This window comes from Mesorhizobium sp. PAMC28654 (assembly GCF_020616515.1).
Lineage (GTDB): Bacteria > Pseudomonadota > Alphaproteobacteria > Rhizobiales > Rhizobiaceae > Mesorhizobium.
Genome location: NZ_CP085135.1, coordinates 2,825,313 through 2,843,522, shown reverse-complemented (window position 1 = coordinate 2,843,522; position 18,210 = coordinate 2,825,313). Strand labels below are relative to the sequence as shown.

Annotated in this window: 12 protein-coding genes and 3 pseudogenes; 8 read left to right on the top strand and 7 right to left on the bottom strand. The window is 60.2% G+C overall.

The features are described 5' to 3' along the window. Positions 1-120: 120 nt before the first annotated feature. The 3 genes from mmsB to chvE form a co-directional block, all read right to left on the bottom strand. Positions 121-1,407, bottom strand: a complete 1,287-nt coding sequence (mmsB, locus tag LGH82_RS14070) for a multiple monosaccharide ABC transporter permease (RefSeq protein WP_227349031.1) — start codon at positions 1,405-1,407, stop codon at positions 121-123. Beyond that, positions 1,404-2,936: a multiple monosaccharide ABC transporter ATP-binding protein gene (gene mmsA / locus LGH82_RS14065; protein WP_227349581.1), complete on the bottom strand. Its 1,533-nt coding sequence runs from the start codon at positions 2,934-2,936 to the stop codon at positions 1,404-1,406. Before mmsA ends, mmsB begins: the two co-directional genes overlap by 4 nt. A 158-nt stretch (positions 2,937-3,094) precedes the next feature. Then, positions 3,095-4,165, bottom strand: coding sequence for a multiple monosaccharide ABC transporter substrate-binding protein (gene chvE, locus LGH82_RS14060; RefSeq protein ID WP_227349030.1), 1,071 nt, complete (start codon positions 4,163-4,165; stop codon positions 3,095-3,097). A gap of 312 nt (positions 4,166-4,477) precedes the next feature. Between chvE and LGH82_RS14055 the strand changes: the two genes are divergently transcribed. Next, positions 4,478-5,467, top strand: a complete 990-nt coding sequence (locus LGH82_RS14055; RefSeq protein ID WP_227349029.1) for a LysR family transcriptional regulator — start codon at positions 4,478-4,480, stop codon at positions 5,465-5,467. Between the two features lie 377 nt (positions 5,468-5,844). On the opposite strand, the pseudogene LGH82_RS33510 reads toward LGH82_RS14055, so the two are convergent. After that, positions 5,845-6,389, bottom strand: a pseudogene (locus tag LGH82_RS33510) (nucleotidyl transferase AbiEii/AbiGii toxin family protein). Positions 6,390-6,549: 160 nt separating this feature from the next. Then, positions 6,550-7,064, bottom strand: a pseudogene (locus tag LGH82_RS33675) (type IV toxin-antitoxin system AbiEi family antitoxin domain-containing protein). A gap of 244 nt (positions 7,065-7,308) precedes the next feature. On the opposite strand from LGH82_RS33675, the gene LGH82_RS14035 reads away from it, so the two are divergent. The 3 genes from LGH82_RS14035 to LGH82_RS14025 all read left to right on the top strand — a co-directional run bounded on the left by LGH82_RS14035 (position 7,309) and on the right by LGH82_RS14025 (position 9,445). After that, positions 7,309-7,740 (top strand): XRE family transcriptional regulator, encoded by a 432-nt coding sequence (locus LGH82_RS14035; protein WP_227349028.1) that lies wholly within the window; start codon positions 7,309-7,311, stop codon positions 7,738-7,740. A 419-nt stretch (positions 7,741-8,159) separates the two neighbouring features. Continuing rightward, positions 8,160-8,786, top strand: coding sequence for a hypothetical protein (locus LGH82_RS14030; RefSeq protein WP_227349027.1), 627 nt, complete (start codon positions 8,160-8,162; stop codon positions 8,784-8,786). Between the two features lie 137 nt (positions 8,787-8,923). Further along, positions 8,924-9,445: a hypothetical protein gene (locus LGH82_RS14025; protein WP_227349026.1), complete on the top strand. Its 522-nt coding sequence runs from the start codon at positions 8,924-8,926 to the stop codon at positions 9,443-9,445. Between the two features lie 105 nt (positions 9,446-9,550). On the opposite strand, the gene LGH82_RS14020 is transcribed toward LGH82_RS14025, so the two are convergent. Next, positions 9,551-10,372, bottom strand: a complete 822-nt coding sequence (locus tag LGH82_RS14020) for an IS5 family transposase (protein WP_227345040.1) — start codon at positions 10,370-10,372, stop codon at positions 9,551-9,553. A gap of 905 nt (positions 10,373-11,277) precedes the next feature. On the opposite strand from LGH82_RS14020, the pseudogene LGH82_RS14015 reads away from it, so the two are divergent. The 3 genes and pseudogenes from LGH82_RS14015 (at position 11,278) to LGH82_RS14005 (ending at position 16,411) form a co-directional block, all read left to right on the top strand. After that, positions 11,278-12,431, top strand: a pseudogene (locus tag LGH82_RS14015) (IS3 family transposase). Positions 12,432-12,517: 86 nt separating this feature from the next. Continuing rightward, on the top strand, positions 12,518-12,871 hold the full coding sequence (locus LGH82_RS33670) for a DUF2293 domain-containing protein (protein ID WP_413771448.1): 354 nt from the start codon (positions 12,518-12,520) through the stop codon (positions 12,869-12,871). Between the two features lie 213 nt (positions 12,872-13,084). Further along, positions 13,085-16,411, top strand: coding sequence for an SIR2 family protein (locus LGH82_RS14005; protein WP_227349025.1), 3,327 nt, complete (start codon positions 13,085-13,087; stop codon positions 16,409-16,411). Here the strand turns inward: LGH82_RS14005 and LGH82_RS14000 are convergent. Further along, positions 16,374-17,524 (bottom strand): IS3 family transposase gene (locus LGH82_RS14000; RefSeq protein WP_413771365.1). Its coding sequence is split into 2 segments (ribosomal slippage): positions 16,374-17,260 and positions 17,260-17,524, totalling 1,152 coding nucleotides; the frame shifts between segments, so codons are not numbered across the junction. The two genes, LGH82_RS14005 and LGH82_RS14000, sit on opposite strands and share 38 nt — an antisense overlap. Between LGH82_RS14000 and LGH82_RS13995 the strand changes: the two genes are divergently transcribed. Further along, positions 17,490-18,125 (top strand): hypothetical protein, encoded by a 636-nt coding sequence (locus LGH82_RS13995; protein ID WP_227349024.1) that lies wholly within the window; start codon positions 17,490-17,492, stop codon positions 18,123-18,125. The two genes, LGH82_RS14000 and LGH82_RS13995, sit on opposite strands and share 35 nt — an antisense overlap. The last annotated feature ends 85 nt before the right edge of the window (positions 18,126-18,210 follow it).

Genomic DNA, 18,210 nt, shown 5'->3' with positions numbered 1-18,210 from the left:
ACGGGTTAAATTCTCTGTCCGGATTGCTCTCGCGGGGCTTGATCCCTCAGGGAACTTCGGGGCCGGTAGGTCGCCGGCGTGCCGCGATGTGACCCGTATGCCTTCCTGCTTCCTCGGGCCTCAACCCTTGTTCTTGTTGTAGACGTCGAAGATCACGGCGCCGAGCAGCACCAGGCCCTTGACCACCTGCTGCCAGTCGACATTGACGCCCATGATCGACATGCCGTTGTTCATCACGCCCATGATGAAGCCGCCGACCACGGCGCCGATGACCTGGCCGACGCCGCCCATCGCCGAGGCGCCGCCGATGAACACGGCAGCGATAACGTCGAGCTCCGAGCCCAGACCCGCCGCCGGCACGGCCTGCCCGAGGCGCGCCGCGATGATCAGGCCCCCGAGCGCCGACAGCACGCCCATATTGATGAACACCAGCAGCGTCAGTCGCTCGGTGTTGATGCCCGACAGCTGCGCCGCCTTGGGGTTGCCGCCCATCGCGTAGATGCGGCGGCCGATGGTCATACGCTTGGTGACGAAGACGAACAGCGAGATCAGCACGCCCATGACGAGCAGCACCACCGGCAGGCCCCTGTAGCTGGCGAACTCATAGACCAGGAACAGCGCCAACGCGCTGGCGACCAGCGTCTTTATGACGAACAGGGGGAAGGGTTCGGCCTCATAGCCATGGCGCTCGCGCTTGCGCCGGGTGCGGAGCCCGAAATAGGCATAGGCCACCACGGCGATCAGGCCGAGCACGATCGTTGTCATGTGCAGCGTCAGGCCGCTGCCCATGATGGTCTTGCCGGCGGCATTCACCGTTGGCGGGATCAGCGTCAGCGGGCCGATCACGTCCGGGATGAAGCCGGAGCTGAGCATTTTGAAGTCGTCCGGGAGCGGACCGACCGAGGAGCCGCCGCCCAGCAGCGCCTGGCAGATGCCACGGAAGATCAGCATGCCGGCTAGCGTGACGATGAAGCTCGGTATCCGGTGATAGGCGATCCAATAGCCTTGCGCCGCGCCGATCAGGCCGCCCACGATCAGGCAGACGATCGAAACCACCAGCGGATTGCTGAGCGGCCCGAGTTGCCAGATGACCATCATGTTTGCCGCCAGCGCGCCGATAAAACCGGCGACCGATCCGACGCTGAGGTCGATATAGCCGGAAACAATGACCAGCAGCATGCCCAGTGCCATTACGATGATGAAGGAGTTCTGCTGCACCAGATTGCTGAGGTTCACCGGCTTGAACAGTGTTCCTGACGTGGTGAACTGGAAGAACAGCATGATGACGATCAGCGCGATGATTAGACCGTACTCGCGCAGGTTCGTCGTCAGCGCCGAGACGGCGATGCGTGGACGCTGTTCTTCGGCTACGTTGCCCTGCGGGGCGGGCGCGCTTTCGGTGCTCATGCTGCTTTTCCTTCTCCCCGAACGATGGCGCGCATTATTTTTTCCTGGCTTGCTTCCGCCGCCGGCATTTCGCTGACCATGCGCCCTTCGTTCATGACGTAGATGCGGTCGGTGATCCCCAGGAGTTCCGGCATTTCAGATGAGATGACCACGATCGCCTTACCCTCCGAGGCGAGGCGCGCGATGATCGTATAGATTTCGTATTTGGCGCCAACATCGATGCCGCGGGTCGGCTCGTCGAGGATAAGCACTTCCGGGTCGGCAAACAGCCATTTCGACAGCACCACCTTCTGCTGGTTGCCGCCCGAAAGGTTGCCGGTCAACTGATAGACGCTGGACGCGCGGATATTGGTCTTCTTGCGATAGTCGTTGGCAACGGCGAGCTCGCGCAAATCGTCGATCACGCTGTGGCGCGACACGCCGCCGAGATTGGCCAGCGTGATGTTGTGCTTGATATGGTCGATGAGGTTGAGACCGTAGGTCTTGCGGTCCTCCGTCACGTAGGCGATGCCGTGTTGGACCGCCTTGCTGACCGATGAGACATCGATCGGCTTGCCCTTGAGCAGCACCTCGCCGCTGATGCGGCGGCCATAGGAGCGGCCGAACAGGCTCATGGCGAATTCGGTGCGGCCGGCGCCCATCAGCCCGGCAATGCCGACCACCTCGCCCTTGCGCACGTTGATGTCGATGCCCTTGATCACCTGCCGCTCGGCATGGATCGGGTGATAGACCGACCAGTTCTTCACTTCGAACACGACCTCGCCGATCTTGGGCTCGCGTGGCGGATAGCGGTCGTCGAGCGAGCGGCCGACCATCGAGGTGATGATGCGGTCTTCGCTGATATCTTTCTTGGCCAGCGTCTCGATGGTACGCCCGTCACGGATGACGGTCACCTTGTCTGCGACCCGGTTAATCTCGTTCAGCTTATGCGAGATCAGGATCGACGTCATGCCTTGCCGCTTGAATTCGAGCAGCAGGTCGAGCAGCGCCTGGCTGTCTTTCTCGCTGAGTGACGCCGTCGGCTCGTCGAGGATCAGGAGCTTGACTTCCTTGCTGAGCGCCTTGGCGATTTCGACCAGTTGCTGCTTGCCGACGCCGATATTGGTGATCAGTGTCTTGGGATCCTCCCTGAGGCCCACCTTCTTCAACAGCGCACTGGTGCGCTCCTCGTTGGCATCCCAGTCGATGACGCCGAATTTCGCGTGCTCGTTGCCGAGGAAAATGTTTTCGGCGATCGACAGCATCGGCACCAGCGCAAGCTCCTGGTGGATGATGACGATGCCCTTGTGCTCGCTGTCCTGGATGCCCTTGAACTGGCATTCCTGGCCTTGAAAGATGATCTGGCCGTCATAGGTGCCGGAGGGATAGACGCCGGACAACACCTTCATCAGCGTCGATTTGCCGGCGCCATTCTCGCCGACCACCGCGTGGATCTCGCCTTCCTCGACGCTGAGGTTGACGTTCGACAGCGCCTTCACGCCGGGGAACGTCTTGGTGATGTCGCGCATCTCCAAAATCGTCGTCATCAGGGCAAGCTCCTAGACGTTCTTGTTTTTACGCAATCCTGAAGGAAAACCGCTACGCACTTTTCCTGGAATTGCTCTAGGCCGGCAGAAACAATACCGGGGTCGCTTGTGAACGGAAAGGGGCCCTGCATTGCGCAGGACCCCTGTCTTTGTAACCGCGATTACTTCAGGTCTTCGGCCTTGATGTAGCCGGAGTCGACGACCAGCTTCTGGTAGTTCGACTTGTCGACTTCATGCGGCGTCAACAGGATCGACGGAACGACCTTGACGTCGTTATTGTAGGTCTTTTCGTCGAGGCCGTCGGGCTTGCCGCCCGAGAGCACCTTGTCGACCAGCTGGACAGTGGCCTTGGCGAGGTCACGGGTGTCCTTGAATACGGTCGAGTACTGTTCGCCCGTGATGATCAGTTTGACCGAGGCGGTCTCGGCGTCCTGACCGGTCACGATCGGCCAGGGCTGTGCTTCCGTGCCGTAGCCGACGGCGCGCAGCGAGGCGGTGATGCCGCGCGACAGGCCATCATAGGGCGACAGAACGCCATCGACGCGGCTGCCGTCCGAGTAGTTCGCCGAGAGCAGGTTGTCCATGCGCGCCTGGGCGGTGGCCGCCAGCCAACGCAGAGTGCCGACCTTGTCCATGCCGGTCTGGCCGGACTTGATCTTGATCGAGCCGTCGTCGATCAGCGGCTTCAGGACGGAAATCGCGCCATTGTAGAAGAAGAAGGCGTTGTTGTCGTCCGGCGAGCCGCCGAACAGTTCGACGTTCCAAGGCTTGGTGTTCGGGAAGCGCTCCTTGAGGCCCTTGACCAGTGAATTGGCCTGGATCACGCCGACGCCGAAATTGTCGAAGGTGGTGTAGTAGTCGACATTCTTGGTCTTCTTGATCAGGCGGTCATAGGCGACGACGACGACGCCTGCGTCAGCGGCCTTCTGCAGCGCGTCCGACAAAGTGGTTCCGTCGATCGAGGCGATGATCAGCGCCTTCGGGCCCTTGGTGATTTCGTTTTCCAGCTGGCTGAGCTGGTTGGGGATGTCGTCCTGCGCGTACTGCAGGTCGACAGTGTAGCCGAGAGCCTCGAGCTGGGACTTGACGGCATCGCCGTCATTGATCCAGCGCTGCGAGGTCTTGGTGGGCATCAGCACGCCGACCAGGCCTTTGTCGGCTGCGTAGGCGGTGGCCGACATGGCCGCGATGCTGACCGCCAAGGCGGCGACTAACGTCTTGATGATTTTCACTTAACTCTCCCTGGTTGATGGACGCGGCACCCCGGGGGTCGCGGCCCGCGCAATCGTGCAGAAGCGCCAAGGCACTGCTGCCGTCATATCGATCTCCGGTATCCTCCCATGGCTCCGAAACACTGGTTTCAATCGATACGATTTTTATCGTCAAAGATCGCAGGTCTTGGAACGCATGAAGGTTGGGTCCCTTTGCCATAACTGTCAAATGCGATCTTTGATGATTGCTATATCGAAACCGGTATATGTTCTGGATTGAGACCAGCGCCGCCGATTTGCCGGCGGAGCAGGGGCCGGAGGCAAGGGGAAGTCATGGCGGCGTTGCGGAATCCAGGTGGAATTTCAGGTGGTTACGACGAGACGCCAGGCGATGGCGAGACCCTGCTGCGCAGCGGTCTCAGCCTGCGCCATATGCGCATGATCGTTGCCCTCGACGACCATGGAAGGGTAAGCGCGGCAGCGCAGGTCATGAACATCTCGCAGCCAGCGGCGTCGCGCATGATCGCCGAGATGGAAGCGGTGCTCGATGTAAAGCTGTGCGAGAGGCTGCCGCGCGGCATCACGCTGACGCCCTACGGCAAGGCGCTGGCGAGGCGCGCCCGCTCGATCCTGCTCGAGATGCGTGAGGTCGACCGCGAGATATCCGAGCTCAAGGCAGGCAAGGGCGGCTCCGTGTTCCTGGGCGCGGTGACGGCGCCGGCGATCGAACTGGCCGTGCCGGCGATCCGCGAAATACGGCGCATCTATCCACGCATCGAGATCACCATACAGGTCGAGACCTCCAACGTGCTGGCGCGCGAACTGATAGCCACGCGCCATGATTTCATCATCGCGCGCATCCCCGACGATCTTAATCCGCGGCTGTTCGAATCCCGTGTGATCGGCGTCGAGAAGGCGTGTCTGATCGTGCGCCGTGGCCACCCGCTCACCAAGGGCAAGGCGGTTGGGCTGGCGGAGACCGCCGCCTATGACTGGGTCTTCCAGTCGGGCGGCTCGCCGCTGCGGCAAGCCATGGAAAGCAACTTTCTGAACCGCGACATCGCATTGCCGGATCGCATCCTCAACACCAGCTCGCTGCTGCTCACCCTGGTCATGGTCGCGCAATCGGATGCCATCGCCCCGGTGTCGGTGCAGGTGGCGAAATTCATCCAGAATCCCGACGGGCTGGCCGGCGCCATCGACGTGGTCCAGACCGAATTCGACATCGAGGTCAGGCCCTACAGCCTGATCACGGTGAAGAACCGCGTGCTATCGCCGGCAGCCAAGATGCTGCACGATTTCATTCTGCGAGAGGTCGGATGACGGCTGGAGCGGGTAGCGGGAATCGAACCCGCGCGTTCAGCTTGGGAAGCTGGGCGTGATGCCTATATTTCAGTCGCTTAGCTGTAAAACAGGTCGATTTTCGACCAGAAATTATCTAATGAAATCAATGACACTGTAAAACCGTTGAGCGCCGTCCCCGTGTCATCGCCCATGCCCAACTTGGTCGGCAGAGCGCTATTCAGCCCACGGTCCGCCCGGCGGCCACAGGCCGGTGTGAGGTCCTTCATTCAGAAGCGGTGCCAAGAATACCCGCAGGCCATCGATGATGGTAGCGAAGTCGTCGGGCGCCGCCATCACACGCTCCCGCGTCAGGAAAGTCCGCCACTGACCGCTCTTTGCTGTTGCGAAGGCAACGCTCAGTCCTGTCGGTATCTCGGCCGGCCAGGCCGTTTGGCGTCGCTCGAACGTTCGTCTGAGCGCCGAGGACAGACGCTCCCCTTGAAGCTGAAGGTCCTCGCGATCATCCACAGGTCGTAGAAGTCCTTCATGCGGCTTTTGGCGACGCCCAGGCTTGCCAGGGCCTCAAATTTTTCCGCAACGACCGTCTCTGGCGGGTAGGCGCGAAGGCGGGGCGGCGGCGAGTCGAGCAGGGTAGGGTATTCAAGCTCGATTGGGGCCGGCGTCACCACGTCGCCGAAGCCGACGTCGACCTGGATGGGCACGCGCGCGCCGGCATCGTCGCGGCAGTGCTGACACGAACGCCGGCATACTCCGCCTCATAGCGGATCGGCTCGGCCGTAAGTCCAGCAACGTCGAACTTGACACCGTCATTCTGCACAGGTGTCGAGCAGATAGTTTGGAAACACTCGACCATTGTGGCGACACCCGCATCGCCGCTTCCGAGAAGATCCAGGTCGCGCGTAGGGCGGGAGGGGTTGTCGAGCCAGGCCGCAAACAGCATCGCGCCCTTCAGGAGAAAGCGCTCGCGTTCGGCAGATATGCTGAGTCTGTAGAGGAGCCGCTCGAGCGCATACCGTGTCAGTAGCAGCTGGAAGTCGGACCGCTCCTCGCGAGCGCGGTCGAGCAGACGGGCTCTGACCGAGGCGCCAACGTTGCGAAGCTCACGCGCCATCGGCGACCATTGCCTCGACATATGGGCGCGTCACCGACCAGACCCGGCCAGACTGGGCGAATTTCCACAGTTGATCCGGCGTGACCTGTCGCGTCCAGGGTCCTTCTCGGAGCCCCTCGAGCGCGATGTCGAGCCCGATCTTGTTGCGGTAGCGAAAGCAGTCCACGATGGCTTTCGCGGGTTCGAACACCGGCACGTCGATGCCTTCGGTGCGGTGCCGTGTGATGCCTTCCGTAGCGCACGACCGCTGAAGCGGACAAAACGGATGGGCGGATAATCGACTTTCGGTTTCCAGCCCGTTCGATCAATGGCCATCCAGATGGTTGAGGGCATCTGCAGTGTCAGATCGTGGAATTGCAGCGCTGAGGTGAGGCAAACCACGCCTTTGGGAACCAGCGCCGAAGCTTCAGCGATTGAGCGACGCGCATCTGGCATGGCTTCCGCCAGTTGGTAGAGGCCACGCGCGGGCCGCACGACCTCGCCCTCGCGAACCAGGCGGGCCATTGTCTCTGGACTTACTCCCGCTATGGTCAGGTCGCGCAGACGATCAGGCGGTCTCTGAGCGCGATTTCGACGCGGCCCGCTTGCGAGGCGTTCCAATCGATGGTCGATTGCAGTAGGGCAATAAAGGATCGATATATACTTATGTAATTTATGCGCGTTGACTGAGTTATCTCTAAGCGTCCCCGTTATGTTCTCGCTATATATAAGACATACATGATCTTATGTAGATGAAGCGAGAAATAAAATGAATACACCTACGGGTCGTCCAAATGCGAATACAAAAATCGCGAAATTCATAGATGGCCGCATCGACCAGCTGAAGGGCAGGAAAAGCCAGAAAGACGTCGCTGTCGAAGCTGGGTTCACCAACGTCAATGTCCTCTCGATGATGAAGTCGGGCGTCACCAAAATTCCGTTCGACCGCGTTCCCGGATTGGCGAAAGCGCTGGAGTGCGACCCTGCGAGACTTTTCCTCCTGGCGCTCGAGCAGCATTTTGAAAGCAGCGCGTTGGTGGCGATCAAGCAGATATTCGGAACTGTTGTGAGCGAGAACGAGGTGTCCTGGATTGAGGCGCTTCGCAAAGCGTCCGACAACACTGATCCTCCCTTAACTGCGAAGCGGGCAAAGATCTTGCGCGCAATTTTTGGGAAGATTGGACCATACCCTGGTCAATGACAGCTGCCGTGTGAGCAATCTAACGAAGCTTGGGTCGAAACCTCGCCTGACGGCGGTCGCTCCCACGCTGTTGACGATGTGTCGGGCGACGGGAGGTGGATGTCGGTGTCCTTGGCATTCGAACCTATTGAGAACCGTGGCGCCGACGATCACAGGTGCCACGGTTGCTCCGGTGTGACGCGCACCCGGTTTTCGGGGAACCAATCGACTTTATTTGCGAGACTGGATGAACCCCATAGATGGAAGTCCTAGGTTTTCCATGGTGAGATCTAGGGGATGCCTTTTGTTGCCGGAGCAAAAATATCGCCAATGCTCCGCTCCTTGTGGGAGGAGAGATTCGCCTCCATCAATATTTTCGGCCGGGAGGCTGGATTGAGCGTGTTCTCGGGGTTCTGGGTATCAAAAACTGGAGAACACCTATGGAAGCACACACGCCCCGCCCAATCAGCAGATCGGCGGTGGAGGCCTTGCTGCTCCATCTGCCTCTGCTGGGAGCCGACTACAGCAGTGCCGACTTCGATGCGGATCTATTCAGCCTGATCGACCCTCGAAAGATGCGAAAGGCCATGAGGACGGTTTCGGATGTGATGGAGCGGGACCGTCGCTCCCGTCAGGATCCCGTCCTAGCTACATTCGACGAGATTACCTACGAGGTCTGGGTCAGCGAGACGCCGGATATGGAGGTTGACTGCGAGGACGAAAACGGCAAGCTGGAGTTCGTGGTGGGGCCTTACGGTTATACCGCCCGCGACGGTAGTTTCGTTGAGTCCCCACGCCTCGATCCCATCCCCGAATACACGAGGAACACTGATGACGCGATCGAGTTCAAGGCTAGCGTCTTCCAGTCATTTCTTCGACTGTCTGTCACCGAGGTCGACGGGCAGTGGGGCAGTGACTACAGAGCAGCCCTGCTGTCTCCGTCCGGAGACGTAGTCCACGATCATCTGACAGGCGCATTGCCACATGCCATCATTGGAGCGGTGCTTGGCGCACTGCTGAGCGGATGGACCCGCCCACTGGCTTCATACGAGCTGATAGACGAATAACGAGAGGCATCTATGTTCGAACCTTGGATCGGGGATAATTATAGCGAGCCGGACAATCTGATCGGCGAAAGCGGGTGCTTGTCGTTGGCGAGTCGCACTACTCGGCAGAGCACGAGGTCGGAAGCACTGTTCCCGACATGACTGTCTTCACGATGAACAATTACCGCTCAATCCGACAGGACAATCGGCCGCTTTCGCCTGGAAAACGAGAAGCTTGGACGAGAACGCTGGACAACGTGGCCTGGGCCGTGTCGGGGAAGGGCCCGCAGGAACTAGCAAATCAGGGAAAGCGTGGTGAGTTCGACATCTGGAACCAGCTTGGCTTTTACAACTACATACCGGTCGTCCTGGCAAATGCCCCGCAAACAAAGCGGCCTGATCGCGAGTTGTTCTCGGCGGGTAAGGTGCCGTTCGAGCAGGTAATCGAGAAACACAAGCCGCAGATCCTGATTGTCTGCGGGTTCCAGTTGTTCCCCTGGCTGATCAGAAACCACTATCCGGAATACAAAGACGATCCTTGGACGTTCGAAGGCGATTGGATCGATATCCCCCGTGAGGGACCCATCCGGGCCGTTCGGATGAAGCACCCTGCGATCGGTTTCTCCCACAAGAAATGGCACCAGGTAATACGGCGGGCCACCTCATCCGAGTTAGGTTGACAAACGTCAACTTGACTGCCTGATCGCGGACGAACCGCAACCAATTGTGTCAACCAGAAAGCGTGCGTTCTCTTAGAGTCTGACTCATAATGTTTCTGATTGATATCATTGGTTTGCGATCCGCCGTGTCATGAGTTGAACGGATGCGAGGAGCAGCCAGGCGGTGGAGCTTTCGATGGTCTCCTCGAAGTCCTTGGACAGGCGGCGGTTGCGGCCGAACCAGGCGAAAGTTCGCTCGACCACCCACCGGCGCGGCAGCAGGACGAAGCCTTTTGCGGCGTCGGATCGCTTGATGATTTCGAGGGTCCAGCCACCTTTTCCCCTGAGCGCGGTCTGGAGTTTTTCACCGGCGTAGCCGCCATCGGCGAAGACGTGGCGCAGCCAGGGGAAGCTTTCCCGAATGGAAGCCAGAACCTCGGGGGCGCCGTCTCGGTCCTGGATGTCAGCGGTATGGACGATCGCCGCGACCAGCAGGCCCAAGGTGTCGGTCAGGATATGGCGCTTTCGGCCTTTGATCTTCTTGCCCGCATCGTAGCCGCAAAGCCCGCCGCTTTCAGTGGTTTTCACGCTTTGGCTGTCGATTACGCCGGCGCTGGGCGACGCCTCCCGACCTGCGGCGACACGCACGGCCATCAGCAGCAGGTGGTTGATCGTGGTCCAAAGGCCGCTGTCGCGCCAAGCGTAGAAATAGCGCTGCACGGTCGATACCGGCGGCAAGTCCCTGGGCAGCATTCGCCAAGGCAGACCGCTACGCAGCACATAAAACACGCCCTCCATGATAGACCGCTGCGACCATTTCGGCGGCCGGCCAAGCGCCGAGCGAGGCGGAAGCAGCGGTCCCAGAACCATCCATTCCGCGTCCGTCAAATCACTTGAATAACGTAGTCCCTTTCGGGCATGCTTGGCGCGGGTGATATCAGTCCACATGGGATGCTCCGTCGAGGCTTCGCAACTCCGACTGAATCACAAGTCATTGATATCACCCAACTTCTTTTTGGGTCAGACACTTAGGCAGGTAAGAGAACGCTTTACGCTAAGTTTACCTTAAGTTGACAGAAACCGTCGAAATTCCGTTTATTGGGAAGTTGTCAACCAGGGCAGGATCCCAGGAATCGTGGAACGTAGGAGAAGGCTACGCTGTGGGGGCAGAAGTTAAGGTGCTCGGGCATTGGGATCTTCGATGCTACGGGAAATCTATTTTTCGTCTTTCCGAATTCCAAGCCCGCTAATCTACTAAGGCTCTGACAGGCCACACTTAAATGCATGAGTTTACGTGGGCCGAATGCATATGCTCGAGAGACATGCGGAGACCTGGGTGCAACGACTTCAGCCATCGTTTCCCCGGTAGGAGTTGGGGGTGCTGCGATCTGTGCCCGACGGATCTCTCATTCGATGTCGTTCTATACGACCGTTTATCTACGGCGCTCGTCTTTGAGGATCTGCAGAAGTCGATGAACTAACCGATGTCTTGGAGATCAACGAGGTGTCGCAAGGGGCATCAGGTCTCAGTGTGCGGAATTCGCTCACCACGCTGTCAGGGGCGACCGTCAGACAGCGCCGTGGTGTTGTGCAACAGGAACTGCAGCCCGGTGATCGAGCCCTCCAGTGAACTCGCCTGCCGACGTTAGCGTCGATCGTGCAGATCTGGCGAAGATTGCGAGCATGCCGGTGGCATCTGCGCCCATATCGTCACGCAAAAGCGCGGGCACGAAGTGTTAGGACCCATTGACCAGTTCAACTCCAGCCGTGAACGTCATCGTTTGGGACACTGGCCTGCTGCCGGTTCCATGGACACCGAGTTAAGGTGTTGAAGATGGAACCGGAGTTTTCCCATGGAGAGAAGAAAGTTCAGCCGCGAGTTCAAGCTTGAGGCTGTGAGGCTGGTGAAGGAACGAGGTGTTGCGGTCGCGCAGGCGGCTCGGGATCTGGACCTGCACGAGAATGTGCTGCGCAAATGGATACGTGATCTATCGGCCGATCCGCAGCATTCGTTTCCCGGCCACGGCCAAATGAAGCCGGAGCAGCTCGAGATCGACAAGCTGCGTCGCGAAGTGGCCAAGCTCAAGGCGGAGCGCGACATCCTAAAAAAGACCGCAGCCTACTTCGCGAGGGAAGTGACATGAGGTTCGCTTTCATCGCGAAACACCGGAGCATCTGGCCGGTGGCATGGCTGTGCAGTGCACTGGATGTGTCCCGTTCCGGCTTCCATGCCTGGCTCAACCGAAGCCCCAGCGCCCGGTCCCAGTATGATGAGGCTCTTCTTGTCGAGATAGACCGAAGCTTCAAGAGCAGCGACCGCACCTACGGCACACGCCGGGTCTGGCACGATGTCCTGGCGGAGGGGCTCTTTTGTGGCCTGCATCGCATCGAACGGCTGATGCGGGAGAACGGCCTGAGAGCCCTGCCACGTCGGCGTGGCCTGCCGAAGGATGCTGGGGAGCGGCTGGTCGCGTCAGTATCGCAGAACATGCTCGACCGTGCCTTCGAGGCATAGGCGCCGAACCAGAAGTGGGTGGCCGACTTCACCTATATCTGGACCGCGGAAGGTTGGCTCTACGTCGCCGCAGTAGTCGACCTGTTCTCGCGCCGCGTCGTCGGCTGGTCGATGAAGGCCGAGATGACGGCCCAGCTCGTCACCGACGCCCTCATCATGGCGATCTGGAGGAGAGGCAAGCCCGACAGTCTGCTGCATCATTCCGATCAGGGCAGTCAATATACGAGCGAGCAGTTCCAGCGGCTGATGGCCGACCATGGCATCACCTGCTCAATGAGCAGGTCCGGCAACGTCTGGGACAATGCAGCGATGGAGAGCTTCTTCTCGTCGCTCAAAACCGAGAGGACGGCCCGCAAGGTCTACAGGACGAGGGACGCAGCCAGGGCGGACGTGTTCGACTACATCGAGCGCTTCTACAATCCCAAGCGGCGCCACTCGACGCTGGGTTATCTCAGCCCAGTTGAGTTCGAGGAAATAGCGATGTTAGCTTAAGTGCCTGTCCACTGAACCGGCAGCAGGCCACACCTCGTTTCCCCATTCCTCCTCCCTCTAGCCGAAGAATTTGTGGTTCATTGATAATGTCAGGTGACGACCAGCCCAAACCGAGTTCCTCTAGGACTTTTTCGGTCGATGTTGTGATGCAACACATGCGTATCCATCATCCAGGTTGTCCTAAGAAGACGTGTCTCACGATAACTGCACGGGTGAGCGCCAGAGATTGGAAAGGCCTGAAACTGGGTGCTGCAATCGGCATCGAATTGCAGAAACATATCCGGCATTCTTTTACCGACTACGACGATCTGCTCCGATCCAAGATGATGACTCGCGAGGAGGCGCGGACTTTCATTGCGCCGCACGTTGAGGAGGTTCTTCGAGCTTGGAAAAGACCTGCGCTGAAGCTCCGATTGGTGCATCGGCAGGGAGATGTCTGAGCTACGCAAGTGTCTATTGGCTGGTTGCAACGTCGTCATGCCAGCCGACCCCGACGTCTACGCGACCGCGTGATGAAGCACTGCTTCGTCCAGAGCCGACCAGCGCGGCTGGCACCCCGGCCGAGCGTTCTCAGGGTCTGCCGGTAGCATTTTCGATGGTAACCTGAACCATTCCGTGTATGGAAATCCTACCGCTGCGAGATAGTTAGGGCCATGCGATTTCTTTCCAACGGTCCTTCGATCCCAGATGATCTGCTGATAGCGCGCGACGCGGGCGACGTTATTTTCTTTTGCGGAGCTGGCGTATCTCGACATCGCGCCGGTCTACCTGATTTTCTCAAACTCGGCGGCGATGTGATCGACCTGCTCGGCGCCGGCGAGAAGAGTCTCGCCCGTAAGCTATTTCAGCGCATTCGCGAAATCGGCCCAATGGATGGCGTCGGAGGGCTTGTTGCTACCGACCGCATCTTCAGCTTGCTCGAACGTGAGTTCGAGCAGAAGGACGTCCAGGCGGCGGTCGCGCGCGCGATACGTCCTGCTGATGGCGCCGACCTGAGCGCCCACCGCACCTTGATAGACCTGTCCCGCGGAAGGGATGGCACAGTGCGGTTAGTCACGACCAATTTCGACCGGCTGTTCGAGCAATCCGTCGATGGGATCGCCTGCTCGGGGCCGCCGATGCTGCCTAATCCGCGCAGCGCGTCCTTCGAGGGGATCATTCATCTCCACGGCCGCGTCAATGCCGACTACACCGGGCCGAGTGACGAGGAGTTTATCGTCTCGAGCGCAGATTTCGGTCGCGCCTATTTGTCCGATGGCTGGGCGACGCGGTTCATGCAGTCGCTGCTTGCACGTTTCCAGATCGTCTTCGTCGGCTATGCCGCCGACGATCCGCCCGTCCAGTATTTGCTCGAGGCACTCAACCTGCACGCCGGCAATCGCAGTCGGCTATTCGCATTTCAGCCGGGTAGCAACATCGATGACGCGGCGCTCTGGGAGCATCGCGGTGTCCGCGCGATCCCGTTCGACAACAGCAAGAGTTTCGATCCGCTCTGGGACACCCTCGCCGCATGGGCCGAGCGCGCACGCGATGTAGAGAGCTGGTATGCCAATCTGCTTGCGGCCGCCGCCGCCGGCCCCGCAGCACTTGATCCGCATGTTCGAGGGCAGATCGCTCACGTCCTTTCGACGCGCGAAGGCGCCCGGCGTATCAGCATCGCTGACACGCCGCTGCCCGCTTCGTGGCTGCTCGTGCTCGATCCACAGCAACGCTTCGACAAGCCCGGCCTCGCCGACCCCTATGGCGAGTCGACCGAGCGCATCGATCCCTATGCCAGCCTCTCGCTTGATTTCGACACGCCGCCGCAGCCCGACGAGGGTGATGATGACGTGCTACGCGACCGCGCTATCCCGGATCGCTCCTGGGACGCTTTTGTGCAGACGCGATACGATCAAGACGACATACAGAATTCAAGCTTCGGCGATTTCAGCGGCGAGCGCGCACCGGCTAGCGGCGCGCTCAGCACAAGACTCAATCATCTCGGCATCTGGTTCCAGCGCGTTGCGCATCAACCGATCGCGCTCTGGTGGGCGGCCGGGCGCGGGCCACTTCACCCGCACATTGTCGATATGATTCAAGCCCGGCTCCGGCAGGAGCCCGACCCCTGGCCCGATGACGTTCGACGGGGCTGGCGCTTCCTGATCGAGAGTTGGTCTGACCGCCGAGTCGACCCCAATCAGGGCTATTTCGATCTCACCCATAGGGTTCAGCGTGAAGGCTGGTCCGAGGCGCGAGTGCGAGATTATGCTGACCTGTTCCGGCCGCAGCTCAAAGTCAGGCGTAAGTTCGCCGGCCGCCATCCTCTTTCATGGTTGGACACCAATCGTCCCAATCCTTTCCTTTCGTTCGACGTCGAATATCCACGCCCTTATCAGTTGCTCAACATCCCCAATCAGAGCTTGGCCTACGCCGTCAGTAGTTTCCGCGAGAACCTCGACCTTGCTCGTTCACTCGAGGCAGAAATCTCTGGCAGCGACCATATTTACATGCACTCGACGCGTCCAGACGATGGTGGCGCGCCGATCGCCTATGACAGTTACGGGGTGACCGGCCCGATCGCGCTGTTCCAGCAGTTGATGGGCCGTCTGGTCGAGGTTGCGCCGGCAGCGGCGCGGGCGGAGATCGCGCGGTGGCCTGAACAGGATCACTATATTTTCGGGAGGCTGCGCATCTGGGCGGCCGGGTTGCAGATCACGCCGCCGGCCGAAGCAGCGGACATGCTCTTGGGGTTTCCCGACGACATCTTCTGGGGATCGGAGCAACAACGCGATCTGCTCTTCGCGATCCGCGATCGCTGGAATAACTTTTCGGAGCCCGATCGCGTGCGCTTCGAGGGCCGACTGCGCACGACGGCCTTTCCTTGGTCAGATAGCACGCGCGGTGGCAAGGCGCGCGCTGAAGCCCATCATCGCCTCGACCGCCTGCATTGGCTGGCAAGCCAGGGTGTGGCCTTTTCGTTTGATTTCGATACCGAGATCGCGGCTCTCCGCCGGGTAGCTGACGGCTGGTCCGAGCGCTCGGGCCAAGAGGCCGTGAATTCCAATGCACCGGTAGTCCGCAGCGTCGACACAGACGCCGATCCGAGCACGCTGGAGCACGGGCCGATCGGCGATCTCCTCGAGCGAGCGCGCCAGGCCGACCAATCGGATTTCTTCGATCCCGTCGAGCGTCGGCCTTTCAATGGTCTCTCGGAAGCAAAGCCCGCGCGCGCGCTTGCCGCCCTCGGCCAGGCGGCGCGCAAGGGTGAAATACCGGTCTCGTTCTGGTCGGCATTCCTCTATGCCGAGAACCGCAAGACCGACCGGCCGCGTCTCGTGCGCTCGATCGCCGCACGGCTCACTTCTCTGTCGCCCGAGGCGCTTAGCTCCATCGCCTATCCCGTGTCGGAGTGGCTGCAAGGTCTCAGCGAACGGGTTTATGGCGAACTCGCCCCGCTACTCGACTGTATATGGGAGCCGCTCCTCGTGGCCCTGCCAGTCCGCGAGGAGAACCGTAAGCACCGCGTCGACAGTAGCTGGGCGAATGACGCGCTCAACGCCCCGGTCGGTAAGCTCGCCCAGCTCTTGATGAAAGACCCGGCAGCCAAGGAACGCGATCTCGGTGGAGAATTCCCCGCCGCATGGACGACCAAGCAGGAGCAATTGCTGAAGCTGTCCGGCGATATGCGCCGGCATGCGCTGGTGATGCTCGGGTTCCAGATCAATTGGCTCTATGCCATTGCGCCGCAATGGACCGAGCAGCATCTCCTGGCGATCGCCACGAACGAAGATGACGATGGCGATGCGCTGTGGGACGGCATCCTATGGGCGGCGCGAGCACCGAGCCGACCGCTATATGAGCTGCTCAAGCCCGGTTTGCTGGCGCGAGCGATGTCGCCGATGCGGCGACGCGCCGAGGCCACTGTTATTTGGACTTGCTTCGGTAAAGTGGAGAGCGGGTTGCTCATTCGGCGGCGTTTCGCTCGAACTGCATCGGGCTGATGTAGTCGAGCGCGGAATGCCGCCGGATGGGATTGTAGAAGCCGTCGATATATCGGGCAATGGCGGCTTGGGCATCGGCGCGGGTAAGGAAAGAGGTGCGCCAGATCAGTTCAGTTTTCAGCGTCTTGAAGAATGTTTCGACCATGGCGTTATCAAAGCAATTGCCCTTGCCTGACATTGAGATGATGACGCCGGCGGCACGCAATTCGGCTTGGTAGTCGATAGAACAATATTGGCTGCCGCGGTCGGAGTGGTGAATGAGGCCGGGTTCCGGCTGCCGCATGACGAACGCCTTGTTGAGCGCTGCCAGAGCCAGGCTGCGGTGTAGCCGGTTGCCAGCAGCCCAGCCAACGACCTTGCGGGCAAACAGATCGATGACGACAGCAAGGTACAACCAGCCCTCCCGCGTCCAGATGTAGGAGATGTCGGCACCCCATTTCTGGTTGGGACCAGTGGCGGCAAAATCCTGGTCGATGACATTGGGGGCAACCGGAAAGGCGTGTTCGCTGTCCGTCGTGCGCTTGAACCGCCGCTTCTGTCTTGCCTGGAGGCCATTCTCCCGCATCAGACGCGCCGTTCGTCGCCGGCCAATGGCAAAGCCATTGTCTTGCAGTTCCCGCGTCATGCGCGGGCTACCATAGGTTCCGTTCGACAGCGCGAACGACGATCGCACATGCGCCAGCATTATCATGTCGTCGCGCTGCCGGCGGCACGCCGGCCGGCGCCCCCAGGCAAAGTAGCCGCTCGGGCTGACACCCAGCGTCGCGCACAAACGGTCCACAGGGAAATCCTTCTTCGCCTGGTCGATGAGCGCGAACCTCACCGACTTCCCTCCTTGACGAAAAAAGCCGTCGCCCGTTTCAAGATATCCCGCTCCTGCCGAAGGATTTCATTCTCCCGCCGCAGCCGTTTCAATTCAGCGGCGACATCAGCATCAGGCGGACGCCCAGGATCGCCCATCTCACGATCCAGCTGCCGACCCATCCATCGCGTCAGCGTCGAGAAACCAACACCAAGATCCTCCGCGATCTGCCGCTTCGTCCGACCGCTCGTTCGCACAAGGCCAACCGCCTCCGCCTTGAACGCATCCGTAAACTGTCTCTGTTTCGTCATCGAGGTCGCCTTTCATCAGAAGGAAACTCTCCACTTTTTCGGGGCAAGTCCAATTGGCGGTTTTCTGCTCGCCGGTTGGGGCGGCGATCCCGATACCAATCCGCCCGAGCAACTCCTCACCAGCGTCGAGTTACGCGACATTCTGGTGGAGAGCGACGACGACCTGCGCGGCCAGATCCTCTGGCACATCGAACAGTGGTCTGCCGATGCTGAGGGAAAGTGGCGCGTCCTCCTCGTCCCTTTCCTGAAAGATGTTTGGCCAAACCATCGCGCCGTCCGCACGCCAAAGATGTCGGCACGCCTAGTCGACCTTGCTTTGGCGAGCGGCGACCTCTTCCCGCAGGTCGTCGAAGCGATCCTGCCCCGGCTCGTCCCCGTGCGCGGCAGTATGCTGCGCGGGTTCATGCTAGGAGAGGGAGCAGGGAACCACCCTGCTACGATCTATCCGACGGCGATGCTCGATCTGCTGTGGGCTATTCTCGCCGAAGACGCGACCCAGTGGCCCTATAAGGTCGAGGACATACTCGATGTCCTCTCAGAGGCGCCGGAGACGCGTGCCGATCCGCGACTATCTGAACTGCGTCGCCGGCGCCTCAGCTAGGGCTTTGGGCACCGGACCAGGAGAGAGAGCCTAAGGCGAAAACAGCCAACCCGACGACATGGCCCGAACGACAGAAACTATATCC

Coding starts and splice junctions, on each gene's coding strand:
- mmsB (WP_227349031.1), bottom strand. CDS start 1,407: ATGAGCACCGAAAGCGCGCCCGCCCCGCAGGGCAACGTAGCCGAAGAA.
- LGH82_RS14035 (WP_227349028.1), top strand. CDS start 7,309: ATGAATACACCTACGGGTCGTCCAAATGCGAATACAAAAATCGCGAAA.
- LGH82_RS14030 (WP_227349027.1), top strand. CDS start 8,160: ATGGAAGCACACACGCCCCGCCCAATCAGCAGATCGGCGGTGGAGGCC.
- LGH82_RS14025 (WP_227349026.1), top strand. CDS start 8,924: ATGACTGTCTTCACGATGAACAATTACCGCTCAATCCGACAGGACAAT.
- LGH82_RS14005 (WP_227349025.1), top strand. CDS start 13,085: ATGCGATTTCTTTCCAACGGTCCTTCGATCCCAGATGATCTGCTGATA.
- LGH82_RS14055 (WP_227349029.1), top strand. CDS start 4,478: ATGGCGGCGTTGCGGAATCCAGGTGGAATTTCAGGTGGTTACGACGAG.
- LGH82_RS33670 (WP_413771448.1), top strand. CDS start 12,518: ATGTCAGGTGACGACCAGCCCAAACCGAGTTCCTCTAGGACTTTTTCG.
- LGH82_RS14020 (WP_227345040.1), bottom strand. CDS start 10,372: ATGTGGACTGATATCACCCGCGCCAAGCATGCCCGAAAGGGACTACGT.